The organism is Bacillus paramycoides (assembly GCF_038971285.1).
In the GTDB taxonomy this organism is placed as follows: Bacteria; Bacillota; Bacilli; order Bacillales; family Bacillaceae_G; genus Bacillus_A.
In genome coordinates this window covers 2,250,085-2,269,005 of the sequence record NZ_CP152427.1, presented here as the reverse complement: position 1 = coordinate 2,269,005, position 18,921 = coordinate 2,250,085, and the positions used below count along the sequence as shown (strand labels likewise).

At 31.7% G+C, this 18,921-nt stretch carries 16 protein-coding genes and 5 pseudogenes; 8 read left to right on the top strand and 13 right to left on the bottom strand.

Annotated elements, in window-relative coordinates:
- Nucleotides 1–23 precede the first annotated feature (23 nt).
- Nucleotides 24–805 (bottom strand): annotated as a pseudogene (locus AAG068_RS11775) (sulfotransferase family 2 domain-containing protein).
- A gap of 256 nt (nt 806–1,061) precedes the next feature.
- Between AAG068_RS11775 and AAG068_RS11770 the strand changes: the two are divergent.
- On the top strand, nt 1,062–2,039 hold the full coding sequence (locus AAG068_RS11770; RefSeq protein ID WP_342719395.1) for a CgeB family protein: 978 nt from the start codon (nt 1,062–1,064) through the stop codon (nt 2,037–2,039).
- A gap of 16 nt (nt 2,040–2,055) precedes the next feature.
- A complete protein-coding gene (locus AAG068_RS11765; RefSeq protein WP_342719394.1) occupies nt 2,056–2,847 on the top strand; it encodes a sulfotransferase family 2 domain-containing protein in 792 nt (263 codons plus the stop codon).
- A 728-nt stretch (nt 2,848–3,575) separates the two neighbouring features.
- On the opposite strand, the gene AAG068_RS11760 is transcribed toward AAG068_RS11765, so the two are convergent.
- Nucleotides 3,576–4,511, bottom strand: coding sequence for a GNAT family N-acetyltransferase (locus AAG068_RS11760; protein WP_342719393.1), 936 nt, complete (start codon nt 4,509–4,511; stop codon nt 3,576–3,578).
- Nucleotides 4,512–4,657: 146 nt separating this feature from the next.
- Nucleotides 4,658–5,059, bottom strand: a pseudogene (locus AAG068_RS11755) (CatA-like O-acetyltransferase); the annotation flags it as partial.
- Nucleotides 5,060–5,258: 199 nt separating this feature from the next.
- Between AAG068_RS11755 and AAG068_RS11750 the strand changes: the two are divergent.
- Nucleotides 5,259–5,441: a DUF4021 family protein gene (locus AAG068_RS11750; protein ID WP_342719392.1), complete on the top strand. Its 183-nt coding sequence runs from the start codon at nt 5,259–5,261 to the stop codon at nt 5,439–5,441.
- Between the two features lie 48 nt (nt 5,442–5,489).
- On the opposite strand, the gene AAG068_RS11745 is transcribed toward AAG068_RS11750, so the two are convergent.
- Nucleotides 5,490–7,721, bottom strand: coding sequence for an MMPL family transporter (locus AAG068_RS11745; RefSeq protein ID WP_342719391.1), 2,232 nt, complete (start codon nt 7,719–7,721; stop codon nt 5,490–5,492).
- Nucleotides 7,722–7,837: 116 nt separating this feature from the next.
- Between AAG068_RS11745 and AAG068_RS11740 the strand changes: the two genes are divergently transcribed.
- The gene (locus tag AAG068_RS11740) at nt 7,838–8,461 is read left to right on the top strand and encodes a TetR/AcrR family transcriptional regulator (RefSeq protein ID WP_342719752.1); all 624 of its coding nucleotides are present in this window, start codon (nt 7,838–7,840) and stop codon (nt 8,459–8,461) included.
- A 125-nt stretch (nt 8,462–8,586) separates the two neighbouring features.
- Here AAG068_RS11740 and AAG068_RS11735 read toward each other — a convergent pair whose 3' ends face one another.
- Nucleotides 8,587–9,240 carry an MBL fold metallo-hydrolase gene (locus AAG068_RS11735; RefSeq protein WP_342719390.1) on the bottom strand — a complete coding sequence of 218 codons (654 nt, stop codon included), beginning with the start codon at nt 9,238–9,240 and terminating at the stop codon, nt 8,587–8,589.
- 66 nt (nt 9,241–9,306) lie between these two features.
- Nucleotides 9,307–9,714: a GNAT family N-acetyltransferase gene (locus tag AAG068_RS11730; protein WP_342719389.1), complete on the bottom strand. Its 408-nt coding sequence runs from the start codon at nt 9,712–9,714 to the stop codon at nt 9,307–9,309.
- 735 nt (nt 9,715–10,449) lie between these two features.
- Between AAG068_RS11730 and AAG068_RS11725 the strand changes: the two genes are divergently transcribed.
- On the top strand, nt 10,450–10,806 hold the full coding sequence (locus tag AAG068_RS11725) for a PH domain-containing protein (protein WP_342719388.1): 357 nt from the start codon (nt 10,450–10,452) through the stop codon (nt 10,804–10,806).
- Between the two features lie 315 nt (nt 10,807–11,121).
- On the opposite strand, the gene AAG068_RS11720 is transcribed toward AAG068_RS11725, so the two are convergent.
- Entirely contained in the window at nt 11,122–11,607 is a 486-nt protein-coding gene (locus tag AAG068_RS11720) for a DUF2798 domain-containing protein (protein WP_342719387.1), read from the bottom strand.
- 210 nt (nt 11,608–11,817) lie between these two features.
- Between AAG068_RS11720 and AAG068_RS11715 the strand changes: the two genes are divergently transcribed.
- Entirely contained in the window at nt 11,818–12,420 is a 603-nt protein-coding gene (locus AAG068_RS11715) for a DUF2441 domain-containing protein (RefSeq protein ID WP_342719386.1), read from the top strand.
- A gap of 33 nt (nt 12,421–12,453) precedes the next feature.
- A pseudogene (locus AAG068_RS11710) lies at nt 12,454–13,394 on the top strand (nucleoside hydrolase).
- 164 nt (nt 13,395–13,558) lie between these two features.
- On the opposite strand, the gene AAG068_RS11705 reads toward AAG068_RS11710, so the two are convergent.
- The 4 genes and pseudogenes from AAG068_RS11705 to AAG068_RS11690 all read right to left on the bottom strand — a co-directional run.
- Nucleotides 13,559–14,425, bottom strand: coding sequence for an MBL fold metallo-hydrolase (locus tag AAG068_RS11705; protein WP_342719385.1), 867 nt, complete (start codon nt 14,423–14,425; stop codon nt 13,559–13,561).
- Between the two features lie 57 nt (nt 14,426–14,482).
- On the bottom strand, nt 14,483–15,112 hold the full coding sequence (locus AAG068_RS11700; RefSeq protein ID WP_342719384.1) for an immunity protein Imm33 domain-containing protein: 630 nt from the start codon (nt 15,110–15,112) through the stop codon (nt 14,483–14,485).
- Nucleotides 15,113–15,160: 48 nt separating this feature from the next.
- A pseudogene (locus AAG068_RS11695) lies at nt 15,161–15,613 on the bottom strand (SAM-dependent methyltransferase); the annotation flags it as partial.
- Nucleotides 15,614–15,763: 150 nt separating this feature from the next.
- Nucleotides 15,764–16,099 (bottom strand): annotated as a pseudogene (locus tag AAG068_RS11690) (class I SAM-dependent methyltransferase); the annotation flags it as partial.
- Between the two features lie 135 nt (nt 16,100–16,234).
- On the opposite strand from AAG068_RS11690, the gene AAG068_RS11685 reads away from it, so the two are divergent.
- Complete coding sequence (locus AAG068_RS11685) at nt 16,235–16,972, top strand: ZIP family metal transporter (protein ID WP_342719383.1); 738 nt, start codon at nt 16,235–16,237, stop codon at nt 16,970–16,972.
- 50 nt (nt 16,973–17,022) lie between these two features.
- On the opposite strand, the gene AAG068_RS11680 is transcribed toward AAG068_RS11685, so the two are convergent.
- Together AAG068_RS11680 and AAG068_RS11675 are read right to left on the bottom strand one after the other, a co-directional pair.
- Complete coding sequence (locus AAG068_RS11680) at nt 17,023–18,027, bottom strand: ABC transporter permease subunit (protein WP_342719382.1); 1,005 nt, start codon at nt 18,025–18,027, stop codon at nt 17,023–17,025.
- Nucleotide 18,028: 1 nt separating this feature from the next.
- Nucleotides 18,029–18,895 (bottom strand): ABC transporter permease subunit, encoded by an 867-nt coding sequence (locus tag AAG068_RS11675; RefSeq protein WP_342719381.1) that lies wholly within the window; start codon nt 18,893–18,895, stop codon nt 18,029–18,031.
- Nucleotides 18,896–18,921: the final 26 nt, after the last annotated feature.

Sequence of the window (18,921 nt, the reverse complement as noted above, 5' to 3'; positions counted from 1 at the left end):
ATTTTTCTTTTATAAAATGAAAATCAAAAGCTTTCTTTGGGATACTGGTACATTAGAAAATCATCTTGGAATATTTCCACAACTAGGTCTAATGTTTCTTTATCATAGAAACTTTTATATGTCGGTAACTTCGGTAATGAAGGATCTGTTATATCTACATCTGCATAATTCCCTTTAACAGTCATTTGATGTGCTCTGTGATGGGGGGGTGTGTAAGAAGGGATAAATCTGATTGTAGTAAATCATATTCTTGTTCAATTTTAGAGATTGTTTCATTAAAGTTTTCTAGCTTTATATGGTTTTTAATCATTTTTTCTTCCCCTTGAATATACTGTTGTGAAAAATGAGGATCTAAAGAATTAGATTTCGGGTCAAGTGCTTTCACGTAATATAAGAATTGTTTAAAAGATATTCCTTTATTACTATTTTGGTCATTATAGAAATATTGTTTAATGCTTTTCCATTGTTTTTCTGCATAAGGGTTGTCATACAGCAATAGAAATGAGCTAACTGCTCTTTTAAATGGATTTCGTACCAACTTAAAAGTATCTTTTTTTAACTGTAAAACTTCTCTTTCTAATTCTTCATGGTAACTTGTTTTATTTTTATATACTTGGAATTCATAATAATTAATGAAAGGATTATATTTAATAGCCTCAGCATGTAACCCAATTTGGTAAAAAAAACAATTTGCAAAAGATGTACAACCGCTTCTATGGCTCCAAAATAAAATAAGTGGAAAATCTTTTTGAAAGTGAGGGATGCGCCCCCCATGTGTAATGACTCTTTTGACAGTTTCACACATTATAAATTCGCTCCTATCCTCATAAAAAGTAATAGTATGATATAAATACAATTGAATTTTAAATTTTATTCAATTCATAAAAGGTATTAACATTGAACGCTACAATACACTAATAAAAAAGTTAAAAATTAGAGCAGTGTAAATGATGATATCATTTACAATATTCAAAATTAGCTTTTCTGGTTCACGCTTCAAAATAATAATTTAATGTATTGTGTGATGCGTTTTTTAATATGAATTTAGAAAGGAGACAAGGATGAGCATTTTAAATATAAATATTTTGTTCGTGCAATCTGGTATCCCTTTTTATTATCCATCATTAGAAATGTCTATATATAATGCTCTTAAGAAAGCCGTACAAACTGTCACAATGGTTTCCAGTAAAGAAGCTATTAAAACAGCAATCAAAACAAAACCAGATTTCATCCTAGTTCTACACGGTTTACATCCAGATTTCAATCAGGTCATTCCCATGTTAAAAGATTATGGTTTTAAAACGGGACTATGGTTAACAGATGATCCTTATTATTCCGATCTTACACAACACATTGTGCCACAGTATGACTATGTCTTTACACAAGATTCTGGAATAATCGATTTTTACAAAAAAATAGGTTGCAATCATGTATTTTACATCCCTTTAGCATCAGACCCAAGTATATATAAACCAGCACATAATAATGTCTCTTATTTATATGATATTACTTTTTTAGGTACTGCATTTGAAAATCGATTGTCTTTTATTGATTCCATTGCAGATTATTTGAAACAAAAAAACACATGTATTATAGGTTACGGTTGGGAGGAATTACAGAATTATGAATTATTGAAAGATAAAATTAAATTGAAAGCCTTAGGGACATATGAGGAGAGCTTACAGTATTATACATCTACTAAAATTAATATCAACATGCATCGTACTACACAGGATCAAACATTGAATTGTAACTCTTTACAAATTGAAGCACATTCTATCAATAACCGGACATTTGAAATTGCAAATGCATGTGCTTTTCAATTAACAGATGTACGTTGTAATCTTATGAAACATTACACATTAGGTTCTGAAATAGAAACGTTTCATTCCTCTACAGAATTCATTACAAAAGCAGAGTATTATTTAGCGCATGAAAAAGAACGATTACAAATTGCAACGAATGCATATAAAAGAACGTTACGGGAGCATACTTATGATCATCGGATACGTCAATTATTGGATAGCATCAATATATAAAAAGGAGAAAAACGTGATGTCAAATTCAAATGCATCTAGTGTTATAGTTGCACAAGAACGTATACCACATTTTCAAAAAGATTTTCCTCTCATTTTATTTTGGAGTCAAAAAAGTGGTTGTACCTCCCTTGCGCATTGGTTTTTTTATCAAATTAATGAATTAAAAACAGCATTTAAATATCATTCTTTTATTCATAATTACGAGTATGAGGTATATAAAGTAGCACCCACCTATCAAAGTAAACTGATAAAAGCGTTACAAAAGAATCAAAAAAAGACATACAAATTAGTCAGAAATCCCTATTATAGAGCGGTTAGTTCTTTCGTTTCACATATAGGTCCTCCAGGATATCAGCTACCGCAATGGAAGCCTATTAAACACTTCCTTTATAATGATGAAAACAGTGTGAAAGGATTTTCGTTCAAACAATATTTATATTATATTCAGCATATAAAAAAGCAGCAGGCTTACTTAGACCCACATATTGATCAACAATATATACTTGGAGAAGAGCAATTTGTTTCCAATTATATTTACCTTGAGCGGTTTAACATAAAAATTCGTGCGTTAGAAATGAAATATAATCTAAAAAAATCTCCACTCCATATCATAACAAAATCATGGCATCATCAATCTGATAAAATGTCACATGAAGGAAATTATGCAGATGTAGACATAACTGATCCCCTATTTCCAAGACTACCTACATATAAAAGTTTTTATGATAATGAATGTTTACAACTTGTATATTCTATATTTTATCAGGATTTCAAGGTATATAAGTATCCTAGTGTTTTGGACAATTAATTTTCAATTGTGACTCGTACACAAATTTATTTCTCTTTTCATAGGATAAGATAGAATGATTTCCTATTAGGATTAAAGATATGTTGCTATGAATTGTATACTAAAAAACAGATTTACGTAGTAACTCTTTTTTGTTAGGAAAGTCTTTGTTTCTGGAAATGACTGCGAGGAACAGAAAGGAAATTCTTAAATATCATTATCTAGTTGCCAACCGTCTTATCTTTTATAATGTGTTTTCTATATATAAATAGATTCATGAGTATATAAAACAAAACGAGGGATTTAACTGAGGTAGCACTTTTTATGAAACATTATTTTCTTATTTGTTTATAAAACTCTTTATTATAGCAACCATATTTCAAACGTATCAGGTCTAAATTTGGAGATGAAAAACTTTGAATTCATAATAAAGAGCATAATACAAAAAACAACATGTTTTTTGTATTATGCTCTTACCTAACAATTATATTATTTAATGTATAACCTTCTTTTAACATGTATAACTTCCTTTTAAAGTGTACAACTTTCTTTTAAGTTCACAATACGATGAATGGCTCTAGCATCTTGAATTTCTACCGCTCTTACTTTGATCCCCATATCTCCTCTCCTCCATATCCATAACAATAATTCATTCTAGAACCCTGGGTGAAAGTCCTTCTTCCCTTTATTTCTTTATGTTATTTTTACACAATTATTTTAGTTTTGCATCTGATTTACGAACACCTTATCTACACCACGTAACTTTTCAATTTATTATATAACTCAAGTAAATTTTCAATTGGCATACCATTTATTTTCATACCGAATATATCACAATTTTCTATTTCAATATTTTTCAGATTACTATTACTAATCGTACTACCTTCTAAATCACATCTATTAAATGAAATAGGATCCTTATCTTCTCCGAGACTTGTATCTTTAAATTGAACTCCACCTAAAGTCACAAAATCAAATTTACTACCAGAAAGATTTAAATCTGCATATGAAGAATTTCTAAAATTTATATTTCTAAAATTTGATTGATTCAAATTACAATTACTCATCTTCATATTCATCATATTGCTACCAACAAAGGAACCGTTTTTTAAATTCACTTGATAATACTCTGTATTTGCTAGATTACAGTTTTCGTATTGGCTATTTTTCATATCTTTATTTTTTATTACGTCCTCTTCAGCTGAATCTACAGTGATTCTTTTTACATAACAATACTCATCTTCAGATTTAAAAATGATTTCATAGCCCATTTTTTTATAAAAATGATGATTATTTATTTGTCTACTGGATGTTTCGAGATCCCAAATCCTTATGTTCGGATATTCCTCTTCTATTAATTTTATAACATGTGATCCAATTCCTTTTCCTTGGTAAACAGGATCTACAAAAATACGATCAACTCGGCCATATGATTTACCAGAGATTGTTACTATAATTCCTCCGATTATTCTTCCATCCATTATCACTTTGAAAGAATCCAGCTCTTCAATCGAATATTTCATCTTTTCTACTGAAGAATATCCTGGTGGTTGGATGTTATAGTCAATAACATTACCTTGACCGGATAGCCATCGTTTTGCTTCTTCATCAAATGTTTTTGTCATTATTTCTGTTAACTTTTCGGCATCTAAAATTGAAGCTTTTTCTATAGATATTATTGTCATTTTATTTTCCCCTTCATTGTTACAAGATAAGAAGTTTTTCGAAATATATAGTTATAAAATAAAGAAAATTAAAATTAACAACTATATTTACTATTAAACTACATATCAACCTATATTTTCCACTGTTACTTAGTATTAATAAATAAAAAGAGACCATGAACATTAGCATAGCATCTCATATCCTCTTCATAGTTTTTATAGAAAATGTGAAAATCACTAGAATAATTCGTCCATATACTTGAAAAAGATTTATCATCTTTATGGAAGATTGTATAACTTGGTATCATTTGCTCCCAATATCCTAAAATTCCTTCATCGTTAAAACATGTTCGAAATTCTTTATGATTATTTACTACTCTAGAAATTAAATATATAAAAACGGGATAAAATTTTATTCCCTTTTGATGTAATTCCTTTTGATGTAATTCCTTTAATAACCTTGTGATATCAACATTCACAGTCATACTAAATGTACATTTCAACTTTAGATAATGTTCAAAATACTGCTCTCTATTCCAATTTTCTCTGTCAATTATATGAAACCTCATTTTAATAGCCTCCTAAAATTTCATTTTATTTTAGAAGGCTAACTTTCTTGTTTTCACCACACCTATTCACTCCATACAATTTAATTTTATCCTCAAGTTTTTATTTAATTATATAACGTCTGCAAAAATCTATTCACATATTTCTTGAAATCCAACCACATACTATACATAAATCAAATGAAATTTGGAGGATGCCTACATGGATAATAAAAATGTAAATAAAAAAGAAAATGTTACCGAAAACGCTACACCTATTCAAAATGATAATACTGCAAATCTTAATATCGAAGAACAAGCAATGAACGGCTTATATGGAATGCCAGAAACTGCTATTGAAGATGCTGATCACGCTGAAACTGAAGATTTGACTTCAAAAAATTAATAAACTACATAGAAAAAAGCCAAGGAAAATTATCCTTGGCTTTCTTAGCTATGCATCCACCTTTTGTACTTCTTCACTCTTTCTTGAAAGCTTTCCTGGCCAAAAAGCAAAGCGTCCTAGAACAACTGTAATTGCTGGTACAAGTAACGGTCTAACAATAAACGTATCTAGTAATACACCAATTGCTGTTACAATACCAAATTGAACAAGAACTTGAATTGGAAGTGTACCTAATACCGCAAAAGTTCCTGCTAAAATTAAACCTGCTGATGTAATGACACTACCTGTTTGTATAACCCCATTTTTTACTGCATCCAAATGATTTTGTGTCTTTCTGTTTTTCCATATTTCTGAAACCATAAAGATATTATAATCTTCACCTAAAGCAACTAAAAATACGAATGCATATAAAGGTATCGCACCTTGAATGGCCGGTGCCCCCATACCATAATGAAGTAATAACCACCCTGCTCCTAATGCCGAGAAGAATGATAATACAACCGTTACAATTAAATAAACCATCGCAACAATTGATCGTAAGTAAACAAGTAATAATAAAGCTATAATACTAATCATTACTGGAATGATAACTGCTTCATCACGTTCCGTAATTTGCTTTGTATCATACAATGACGCTGTTTCTCCACCAATCCATAGTTGATCTTCTGCATTATTAACCCCAGCATCTTTTAATACTTTTTCTACACTTTTTTTCAATTTAGGGATTTGATCTAACGCTTCAATTGAGTATGGATTTTCAGCTAAAGAAACCTCACACATTTGTATTTCCTTATTTTCTTTACCCTCTTTTGGGTCTTTAACTGTATTTACAAACGAAAATTTCTCTAGTTCCTCTTTTATAGGAAGCTCTTTTCCTTTCGTATCAACAACAACTTTTACTGGCGCTAGTTCACCAGCTGAGAAATGATCACTAATTAACGTAAATCCTTCGCGTGAAGGCATATCTTTAGGAAACGATTCTAATAGGTCATATGTGTATTGAATACGTGGTACAAATGATGCCAATCCACCTAATACAAATACAGTGAGCATAATTATTGTCCACGGTCTTCGTACTACGACATCTCCAAGTTTTTTACTAAAGGCACCTTTTGATTTTTTAACTTTTACTACTTTCTTTTTCTTTCTTATCAATTCCTCATTCATTGAAGTTGTTCTCGGTATAAATGGGAAGAATGCAGCTCTACCGAAAATTAATAATAGCGCTGGTAAAATCGTTAAAGCAGCAATTCCCATTATGAATACAGCAACACTAAATGGTACTGCAAATCGATGAAAGGCACCATAATGAGCAAGTAATAGTGTTCCTAACCCAAGTACAACAGTTAACGCACTCATTATAATTGCTCCGCCAGAAGCTTTAATTGCAAGTTGCAATGCCTTATATTTGCTTTCTTCTTCTAGCAAGTATTCTCGATATCTCGAAATTAAAAATAGACAATAATCCGTCCCAGCACCAAACAATAGTACGGTCATAATTGATATCGCCTGTGCATCTACTTTAATCCATCCGTGATCAGCTAAAAAACCAAGCGTCGGACTAATAATACCGTATGCAAAGCCAACAACAAGTAAAGGTAAAATTGCTAAGATTGGTGAACGGTACAGTAAAATTAATAGGACTAATACGAGTAGTACAGTTGCAATTAATAATTTTACATCTGCTTGACTAAACAAACTAACTGCATCTGTTTGAATGCCTACTGGTCCAGATAATCGAACATGTAATCCAGAATCACTTATTTTTTGTTTAAATGGATCTCCATCGACCTTACTATTCACTATCTTTCTTAAATCATCAAGATTTCCTTTTAATATATCTGTTCCAGCAGCCTTGTTAAAGAATACTGGTGTAACAAATGATGTACCATCTTTTGATGCACTTTTTGATAATACTTGTTCCGGGATTGTATCAAATGGTGGTAATGTTGATTGCTCCTTTAAAGGACCAGCTTTTAACTCTTTATAAACATCTTGTATGAGTTTATAATCCTGCGACTGTAATCCACCATCTCTATACCATACTACTAATAAAGGATTCCCTGCATTATTCGGAAACTCTTTTTTCATAAGTGCTTCCGCTTGCTGCGACATAGCTGTTTCAGGTAAATTTTTCGGATTCGGTTCTTTCGTACTATTTACTTGCGGTAACGTAAATGAAAGTACTAATGTAATAAGAATCCATACCGATAAAGTTATCCATTGTGTATGCTTCCCTGCTACAAGCCTCCCTAACATATGTAACGGGTGCTTTTTCATAAAAACCCACCTTTCTTTTCTCTTCCACTATTAATTATATATACTGGTCGGTTAATTAATCAAGAATGAATAAAAATTTGTGTTATAATTATCTCAACAATACATGTCAGGAGCGAATAGATTTGGAACAAAAACAACGTCCTCTTGGAAGGCCTCGTCAAAATAAAAATACAAAATCTACAAAAGAAACCATTTTGGAAGTGGCAACTCGGCTATTTCTTACTCAAAATTATCAAGTCGTTTCCATGGATGATGTCGCAAAAGTTTGTGGTGTTACGAAAGCAACCGTCTACTATTACTATTCAACAAAAGCAGATTTATTTACCGCTACTATGATTCAAATGATGGTACGTATACGCGAGAATATGTCTCAAATCCTTTCTACAAATAAAACTTTAAAAGAAAGATTATTGGACTTTGCTAAAGTCTACTTACACGCAACAATGGATATTGATATGAAAAATTTTATGAAAGATGCAAAGCTATCGTTATCTGAAGAACAATTGAAACAATTAAAAAATGCTGAAGATAGCATGTATGAAGTGCTAGAAAAAGCACTCGATAACGCGATGCAAATTGGAGAAATCCCAAAAGGAAACGCTAAGTTTGTGGCTCATGCATTCGTATCTTTATTATCGATTGGGAATTTTAAAGATGAGAATCACAATCCTATTCTTACAAATATAGATGAATTAGCACAAGAAATCGTTTCTTTTTATTGGAACGGATTAGGCTGTTAATATTAATAGATTCCATTTAATAAAAGAGCATGTTTGAAAATTCAAACATGCTCTTTTATTATTTACATACTCGTAATTAAATTATATTTTAGCACTATTTAACAAAAAAATTTTACTTCCCACCTTTACAACTTTTGAATTTGAATATTTATATTCCCCTTACTTAATCCACCATGATAACAAACTACAGATTCAATATCTAAATTTAAATACTTCTTCAAAGACTGCTGTGCTTCTTTAACATTTAAAGTTGTTGGGGTATGAATTCCTCCTAACTTTCCATTCACACTATACATTGAGTCTCCTGCAATAAGAGTTTTACTTTGTTTCAAATATAAACTAATATGCCCCGGCGTATGCCCTGGAGTATGTAGAATTAGTATCCCACCGCAATACGAAAGTTCTTGCCCGTCAATCACAGTATTACTCACTTTTCCTTTTGGTGGATTCTCAATTTTTCCATCCTTCAATAAAGGTAAATCTCCCTCAATATATGGCTTCTCTAACTCGTGCGCATAAACTTTAATATTACTTCCACAGCGTTGCAATAACTCCGGAAGACTACCTATATGATCTATATCCTGATGCGTCAAAATCACCACTTTTAGCTTATCAAATGATACCCCAACCTTTTCCATCCCTACTTGTATATCTTCAAATTGTCCAGGAAAACCAGTATCTATTAAAACTGCCATTTCATCATCCCATAAAAGAATTGGGTGAATAATAAATTCTTGAAACTCAAGTTGTAACATTTCTACCCCTTTGGCAATCTCCATATAGCAACTCTCCTTTATACTGAAGTTTGAAGATATGTACGAGTAAACTGGAAATATAAAGCTCCACTATCTTATAATATGTTTTGTCATTCCAACAGAAAATGCCTCAAACCCTATAGATTCATAATAAGATTGCAATTTTTCCACACACATAAGTTGAGGAATAACTTTGTTTTGTTCGCAGTGATGGATTAATCGTTCTACTATTTCTTTTCCAATACCAATGGACTGATACTCTGGTAATACACAAACACCACAAATAACGCCTGTTATTACGCCATCTGATATAATACGCCCCATCCCTACTAACTTCTTATCATCAAAAGCATACATTGCATACCAACTTTGGTTACACATTTGTTCTAACTCGTTAACCGTTAATTGAAGAGAATTCCATCCTAAAGATTCATACATCGCTAATAATTCATTGAAATCTGTTGGGTGTTCCATTGTGTAATTTATACTATTATTCATGTGAATACTCCTTATACTCTCGATTGTTTGTATTTCATAAAATTACCTTTAATATGAAATTAACTTAAACAAACTTCCATGAGAACAAGATAATTCCTTCTCAACATAAAATAAAAAGAAGTTATCTCACTTAAGATAACTTCTTTTGTATAAGACTCTCATTATATGATCAACCAAAAATTATACAACTACATACGATAAGCACAAACAGAACTAATAAACCATTTGAGAAATACCCCATAGAATACTACCCCTTTATTTCATTATGTTAAAGATTTTATCATAAAATTATTTACAACATAATAACTGAAAAAGACATTGTATTCATTAGTTACGTATATTTAGTAATATTTTAATTTCCGGTCATATTCTCTTTTTCTAAAACCATTACTTATACTCACCTACTTCATTACAAAAAAACAACTATCGGGAAGTGATTGAATCGGCTCTCGCTTCCATTAAAACAGCTCAAAGTATAAAATCCAATTTCTTTTACCTTCTATCTAGAATGTATTTACGCTATATTACACACATATACCACTATTCTTTGTTTTTTATTGTACAAGAAACTGAAAATAGTTCCCTTCTCATCCTTTACCTACAAGCCAGCACTACAAATTCCCATTCTAGAGAAATTTTTTCTACTTATATAAATATAAATCCATTAATAATTATATATGATAAAATAAATTTAATGACTATAAAAATTTCTTTCAAAAATAAGGAGACCTGCTTATGAAGGCGAATCTAAAAACTATAAGAGAATACGTAAACAACGAGGAAGATATTCTTTCTACAATCTACTGCGTAATCAATTTTGGTTATATAAGTAGATCTGGGATTTTAGCTGCTACAAATAAAAAATTATTGTTCTGCTCTGATGCCATGTTTGGAAAAGGACTGAAATGGGAATTTCTATACACTGAGATTCAAAATTTCAATCATACAGATGGGGTAGTGCTAGAAATGTCTGCGATCCCCTTTATCAAAAAAATAACTATGAACTATAAAGACGATTTTATTGTGTTTGACAATTTTTCAAATCCACAAAACGTACAATCCTTTTTTGAGTTGGTTCAATCGAAGCAATAAACCTATCAATGCACATATAATCATTTGATTTCTTTACACTTACTCTTATATATCATATTCCAAGATATAGAAAATCTTATAGAAGTGTGGAAAGAGAGTTGTAATTGCAACCCTCTTTCTAATATTACTGTTTCGCTTTAAAATCTCATTCTCGCACATAGCCATACTTATATTTTTTCTTTTGACTCTTAATGCCCTTTTATTTTTACAAAGTTTTAACCTAACTAAACGTATTTTATAAATCAGCATGCAACAATCATTCACTAGATCGAATTAATATTATATAATTTTCATAAACTAATAATATGTATTAATTTATGCTACATTAACAGATTTATTCTTCAAAACAAACTTTCCAAATAAGAAACGCACAAGCGGCCCCATAATAATTAATTGTAATGGATACGCCATAATGAAGTTTTTAATAAAAATCGAGAAATACATTGAAACGAATGATTCATCATGTAACCCATTATGCAAATACATCATAGCCATACCATAAAACGACATGAAGAACACCATTCCGATTACCATCGTTGTTGCCATCGCAATAATAATATTTACTTTTTCAGATTTATCAAATGGTAACGCGAAGACAAGTTTTTTCGCACAAGGTCCAACGATACATATTTCAATTAATAGTGCAATAATGAAGCCAATTATTAGTTCTAATGCAATCTCCTTAATATGAATTTGTCCCCCTGTTCCGTTCATCAATAAATTATAAAACATCATTACAATAACCATCCCAAGGCACATCATCATACCAAACTGGAGGTTTTCCTTTCTTGTTGTTGGCAATTTCTATCATCCTTTCTGTTTAAGTCTTTGTCATTATATCGATTATGGAAACCTCTTCGTAAGTGAACATTTTGTGAACAAATTTAAAGCGTTATCATATTTTCTTTCCTTTCTGCTCAAAATCTCACTTTTACTTATAAAGGTTTTATATATTTCAATGTTGAATTACTAAATTTAACATTAAATTACATTACTACTAGGAGGATACCCTTGTATGAACAAGAGTTTTACGCATACCACATCGTTACAAGGAAAAAAATGAAGATGGGACAAATCATACATTTCGATAAAAATCAAACAAATACCCTATTTCATTTCTTTTTTGAAAGAGAACATTTAAATTCTAACAGTAAAGATGCTATACAAATTTTGAAAGAACATTATACAAATGAAGAAATACATATAAAGAATGAAAATGCTACAGTAGTTATGGATTATATGGATCAAACAATTAGAGCCGTTAGAGAAACAATTGTGGAGATGGTTAGGCTACAAGAGTATCCTGATTATCCGTCAAGATTGTCTTGTTTATATGCTGCAAGGAGCTATGAAGATGCTTTGAAATGGAAAGCATTATTTGATTTCTATAATCGAGAAGTTTTGCAGATTGTTAAACTACGAGTGATAGGACATTGTTTTGAAGGCAACGGAAATCTTTTACCGAAAGAAGACGGTATTCCTTTCTCTCAAAAAATTGAACAAGCTAGAGAGTACTGGAAAGGAAACTTCAGTAATGAACTTCCTGAGTTACTAAGCAATGGAAAAATTGAAGTGATGGAAATTATTGATGATTTTTCCGAAGTTTATATTTAATTCCTAACTAAATCATATAGGGTGGAGATTACAATGATGAAAAAAGTGTACTTTAATCATGATGGTGGTGTAGATGATTTAATTTCACTATTTTTATTACTTCAGATGGATAATGTCAAACTTACAGGGGTTTCAGTTATCCCTGCAGATTGCTATTTAGAACCAGCAATGTCTGCAAGTCGCAAAATTATTGATCGCTTCGGCAAAGGAAATATTGAAGTAGCCGCATCAAATTCCCGTGCCAAAAATCTATTTCCAAAAGATTGGCGGATGCATGCATTTTATGTAGATGCTTTACCAATATTAAATGAGTCTGGAAAAGTTATAACACTCGTAGCAGAAAAACCTGCACATCATCATTTAATTGAAACTCTACTACAAACTGAAGAAAAAACAACTTTATTATTTACGGGTCCACTTACCGATTTAGCGCGTGCACTATATGAAGCACCAATAATCGAAGAAAAATTTAACGTCTTATTTGGATGGGAGGCACATTTCGTACTGACGGAAACGTATATGAACCAGAACATGATGGAACAGCTGAGTGGAATTCATTTTGGGACCCTGAAGCAGTAGCTCGTGTATAGGAATCAAAAATTGAAATTGACTTAGTAACGTTAGAAAGTACAAACCAAGTTCCATTAACTATAGACATACGTGAACGTTGGGCAAAAGAGAGAAAATATATTGGTATTGATTTTCTTGGTCAATGCTATGCAATGGTCCCTCCTCTCGTTCACTTCTCAACAAACTCTACTTACTATTTGTGGGATGTATTAACTGCTGCGTTTGTAGGAAAATCTGGTCTTGCAAAATCACAAACAATTAATAGTACTGTTCATACATATGGACCTAGCCAGGGGCGTACAATGGAAACTGTTGATGGACGACCTGTAAATGTAGTATATGATGTAAACCACAATGGATTTTTTAACTATATAACTGAATTAGCAAAGAAAGCTTCTACTTGAACCACTATATATACGAAAAATAAATAGAATGACATCGCTTCAGACGATGAACTCCCATATTTAGAATTTGGTTAAAACTACATATTTAACTATTAAAAAGAGTATTGAATTACATTTCAATACTCTTTTTGTGCAATTTAATTAAATTTGATTAATGTTGTGTCTTACAAATTATTCATTTCATAACCATTTACAAAAAACGTTATTGTTTCTATTTCATCTTCATTTAATTCTCTATTTATGTCTCGTTTATACGCTTCCTTTATATTCTCTTCATCGCCTTTATGAGCTTCTGTATATGTTCCTACTGTTTTTAGCAAATACATCTCTTGTAAAAATTCATCCCGACTTATGGCTGTCCCATGAGAAAGGATATAAGTTTCAGCATCAAACGACTCCAACTCTTCTATTAATTTAAACGTTCGTTTCGTCGTATAATTCCACTTTGAAGAAAAGATATCTGCATATATACAGTCTCCTAAAAACAATATCTTTTCTTCTTTCACGTAAATAACAACTGAATCATGTGCATGATCTCCGCCGACATGTTTTAATACGCATGTCACTCCACCAAGGTCTAATTCAATCTGATCTTGGAACGTTAAGACCGGAGGAATAATTTTAATATTTCTCGCTTTTTCTTCAAACTCTTTCTTGATACAATCCGCACAAAATTCAATTTCAGTACCCTCTTTTACGCGTGCGTCTAACGCTTCATCTGTCCATTCATAAGATACTAGTGACTGCATTTCCTTTTTTGTTTCATCATGAGCAATAGTTAATGCATCTTGTAGTACAGGCAATCCAAAAATATGATCCCAGTGCCAATGTGTTAATGCTACGAAATCCGGACTTGATACATTTTGTTCTTTTAGCATTTCTAAAAATAATTGTGCATGTTCTTCTGAATTCCCTGCATCTATCATTAAAGTTTTTTCTTGTCCAACGACCATTCCTAAAATCGGTCTATCTGTTTCAGAAACCGGTGTCATATACCAAAATGAGTTTTCTATTTTTTTAATTTGTTGCATAATTAATTCCTCCATTTACTACTGTTCTCTTCAATTTTCATCAATTTTAAATTTCTTCTATCCATTTAAATATGCATTCCAATCATAGTCTTCAATTTTATAGAATCTACCTTCATCATTTCTTTCATATGCACATAACGGTGGTTCCTCGAGAAATTTCAAAATAGAATCATCTATATTCAATATGACTCCAATTGAAATAATTTGAAAGTTTTTAGGATCATTTACATAGTCATCACTTTCATAGCCACTTAATATTGACCAACCCGAATCACCATCTTCTCTTGAATCCTCTTTAAGCATAAAGTTAAATTCTCTTTTTTCAAGTACATCATTACTAACAATTACCTTCGTATCAAAATAAAAATCCCAATATTTTGAAGATGGATCATGATATTCCGTATCACATATATTTTCGATTACAAATGAAATTTTATCACCTATTTTTAAATCTAATCGATATGGTTCATTGCTCAGTTCCCCTTCAAACTTCTTCTCATTTCTTTCAGTGATTTCTACCCACATTCTTTCACCATTAAACCCATCTTCTTCCTCATTTTTAGTTACAAAAATTAACTTTACCAAATCTCCAATCTTTAATTTCTCCAACACTTCTGAGCTAGGAAGGTAAAATGTATATGGTGCTCCTTTATTTAATTCATAAACATTATCTAAGTACCAAGACATATTTTTCTCTCCTCAAAAACTTTTTACACTCATATTTTTTAAATAACACTATTTTTTCTTCCGGCAAACTACTACCATTGAATAACAATCTTCCTCTAACTCATTTCCTTCCCAATCATTATATATATGTAATAGTTCAAAGCCATTCGCCACTAATACCCTTTCTAACTCCTGCGGATACGTATAGCGAAGATCAATCGTTGTTTTCAGTTCTTCTGCTTCCACATCATCCTCATAAAACCTTCTTGTTGTTATGTAGTGCTGTATTTGCTGAATTGAATCGTATGTCATTTCAGTATATAGATCACATTTTCTTCCCTTTTCATCACTAACGGTTGTCCAATACTCTTCTGTAGATGGTTGTATTAATTCTTCTTTTGAAGGAAAACGTGTATCGAATATAAATATACCATTATCAGCTAACACATGATGAATAGATGTTAATAACTTATTTTGATCTGTATTCGTAAGAAAGTGTTGAAATCCATGACCAACCATAAAGTGAAACTTTAATCAGTGGAGGGGTCATCCCCCCACTGATTATTAGCCCTCACCAATCGGACGTTTACGGACAGTTGATCTCCCACCTAACTTCTTTGCTCCAACTGAATTTTGAGGTGGGAGTTTTACTGTCCGTTAACGCGGGATAAATGCTAACGGAATCGTTTCTTCAATCTTCAATTGTAAACAGTCTTGTTGTAGCCATTTTACTTTTTTACAATCCGTAGATTTTCTCTTCGCTTCAGCAAGCATACCTTCATGTATATCTACACCAATCATTTGATATCTGTTCTCTATAAATGGAATTGTAACCCTTCCTGTTCCGCAAGCAATATCTAGAATCCATTCATTTTGTATATTTAGTTTTTGTGCCCATGATAGTAAGAACGGAAAATCTGACAAACTTTTATTTTCCACATCATATCGTTTTGGATTTTCATATTCAGATAGACTCCACTTTGTTTGCAAACTTATTCCCCATTTCATATTTCCACTTAAATTTAATATATAAATTATAACGAATTATTAGTTTTTTCTCTATAATCAAACACAATTACTTGGACTAATCTAACTTTCCTTTTCGTAAGCTAAAAATAAGTGGAAAAATCGGAGTGTGATACGATGGAACGATTATGGATTCCTATGATAGTTACATTTTTTTCATTCGGTGGATTACTATTAGGCGGTGCTGTTGGCATTGCTACACGCCAGCTAATTGAAGAGAAAATGCATCGTTTATACGCATTATGCGGCGGGATTTTGCTTGGCCTTTTATCCCTTGAAATTATTCCTGAAACATTTTCAAGCTTTGAAATGATTGGGCCTATACTTGGCATAGCTATCGGTATTTTAGTTATGAGGTTATTAGATACCTATTGTCATCCTCCAATGATACATAAAAAAGATCAACAAGCATGGCAAACTTTTCTTTTTCTCTCTTTCGCTATATTTATTCATAATTTGCCGAGTGGATTTGCTTTAGGTACAGCTTTTATTAATCATGCTGACTCTGCCATTCCTTTTTTAATAGCAATCGTCGTTCACCATATTCCTGAAGGCTTAGCATTAATTATTCCCTTCCTCTTTACAAAACATAAATATATTTCCTTTTTATTAACGACTTTATTACTTTCACTTATTCTCGGTACCGGTACTGTTTTTGGCATTTTAATGGAAGGCAAAGCTCTACATTTACAAGGGCTCATTATGGGGAGTGCTATCGGTTCACTTGGCTATGTTACAATTCATGAAATGCTTTGGAAGGCAAAGAAACAGCTCTCTTTCCTTACATTTTTAACATGGGCTACTAGCGGTTTTTTCCTCATAATTTTGTTTACTCTATTAGCTGGACATCACTAAATGCAAAGAAAAAAGATAGCTGAAAACGATTTGTCTTCAGCTATCTTTCGTTATTTTTGTACCTCTCTATAGAAAGAAAAATCATTCATTTTAGATTGTACTTGCTTCTCTACTTTCACTTCTTTGTCTTTCCTCTTCGGTATCCTTACATTTCCTAGTTTAATCGCATCTTGCATACTGTTACTAATCAGATTGCCTGACAAGATCGTCATACTATAAAAAGCAATTGGTATAAGTACAATCCATGTATGTATAGTTAAGTGACGGAAGTTTTGACCAATTAGGCCCGTCCATTCTTTTGTTACACTATCTGGATCCATTCCACTGAAGGTTATAGTTCCACCAAAAAATAATTGCAACAAACCAAGGTGTAAAAGAAGCAATAAAGTACTCACAAATTGTTGAGCTACTAATAAAAGAAATGGTGGTAACATATGCGGCCATATATGGCGCTTCAACCTATGCCACTTACTTCCACCGAGCACAGTAGCTGCCAACATAAATTCCTCTTTCTTCATACGCTTTACTTCTTGCGCTACATACAACATAACCGTTGGTACAGCAAGACATACAAGAACTATAATTTGAAATGCCACACGCAAATATAACGGCACAACTTCTGCTCCACTGTCAAACGTTAAAACTTCATTTAGCATAAAATAAGAAATCATAACCATCGGTACAATACTAAAAGGATCAAAAAAGGATGAAATAACTGGAAAAGAACATTTACCATACATACCAAGAAGTAAACCAATTCCCCCTCCAACTATAACTCGTAATATCGCTATAATTACACTCGCTCCAACTGTCCATTTCGCTCCTTCTATTATTAATTGAACAAGGTCACGGCCTTTCACATCACTTCCAAACCAAAATTTACTTGATGGTGAAAATGGAGCTGCCTCTAGTTCTCCTTTTTCGTTATACATCATCGTAAGTTCGCGAATATTCCCATCAAAAAACACCGTATATCCAATACTAACAATCATTAGTACACTTAAAAAAGTAATACCTATCCAAAATCTCACATCTCTTTTTACAACTTGCCACATGTTACACACGCTCCTTTATCACATTTTGTAAGAGCGTATGTAATATACGAAATAGTATAAAAAGCGGTACGTATAATATTACTAGACTCACTGTAAATATTTCTAATTTAGAATTTTCTTTTACAAAAACAAACATACCATATGTATTAAATATCCATTCAATAATATATAAATTGGAAAGCATAAATAATATATTTGTTTTCGCATAATAAATTGTGGTCAATAAAACATTTCTTGAAATATGATGTGTCAAAATATGCTGTAAGCTTAACCCTTTACTCTTGGCAAACAAACTATAATCTTTCTCTAATTCTTCTTTAAACCGTAATAACAATAATTTAATAAATAATAATGTTGTTGGTATTGTAAGACATATAATCGGTAATAAACGTATCCTTTCTTCCCCTAATCCAGCTAGTTTGACCGGCATAAATCCTGTTTTTTGAAAAAGAATTACGACAAGAAGTTGTGATAATAAAATAAGTAATATATCTGGTATACTCTCAAGCGTAAGAAAAATCCCGTTCCACATTTTCTGTTTCATATGAGAACGCTGCAATACCCAAACGACAAGTACATACGCTATAAGCAAAGATAGTAAAAACGCTGCGATAAATACAATCATCGTTTCAATATAATGAATCCATATTTGCGGAAATAATTTTCTTGAGTCCCAAAATCCATATGTTATTTCACCCGGTTGAAGTAACTTCCCTCCAAGAAATACAATCGTGTTCCAAAAACCAATTAAATTAATTTGCAATCCCTTAAATAAACGTGGCAGTGCACCTAGGCAGATTATGCATAAAATAGCAGCTACTAACTGTAAACAAGTAACCCCACACCATTTAACAATTCGCATCAACATAACGCTTTCCCCTTACCATTCGATAG